The sequence below is a fragment of the Thioalkalivibrio sp. XN8 genome (assembly GCF_011058255.1).
GTDB lineage: Bacteria > Pseudomonadota > Gammaproteobacteria > Steroidobacterales > XN24 > XN24.
Genome location: NZ_JAALFH010000041.1, coordinates 1 through 336, shown reverse-complemented (window position 1 = coordinate 336; position 336 = coordinate 1). Strand labels below are relative to the sequence as shown.

Below are 336 nucleotides of genomic sequence, written 5' to 3'. Positions count from 1 at the left end.
TGGCGACCCTCAGGGAATGCCTGCGGGACCCAGCCGTTCTGGTACGCATGCGCCTTCAGCACGGCTTCCACAGCGGGATCGCCGCTGCGATGGCAGGTCATGCAGGAGGAGGCCAGGGCGCCCTCGAGCACATCGTTGAGCTGGTCGCCGAAGGGCGGCTCACCCGTCTCGACCGTCGAAGCCATCGCCACGTCGGCACCCGGCAGGATCGCGAAGTCTTCCACATGGCAGGCAGCGCAATCGTTCAGCGCCCGCGGATAGGTCGGGCTGGCAAACACGTGGTTCGTGACCACGGGGCTGCCCGTGCCGTCATCGGAGCCGAACACCGGCAGACGA

1 protein-coding gene is annotated in these 336 nt (G+C 67.6%); it reads right to left on the bottom strand.

Annotated features, from left to right (window positions below; all coding sequences use genetic code 11):
• The coding region (locus tag G6N75_RS04400; RefSeq protein ID WP_206202920.1) for a hypothetical protein at positions 1–336 on the bottom strand (336 nt) is incomplete at both ends.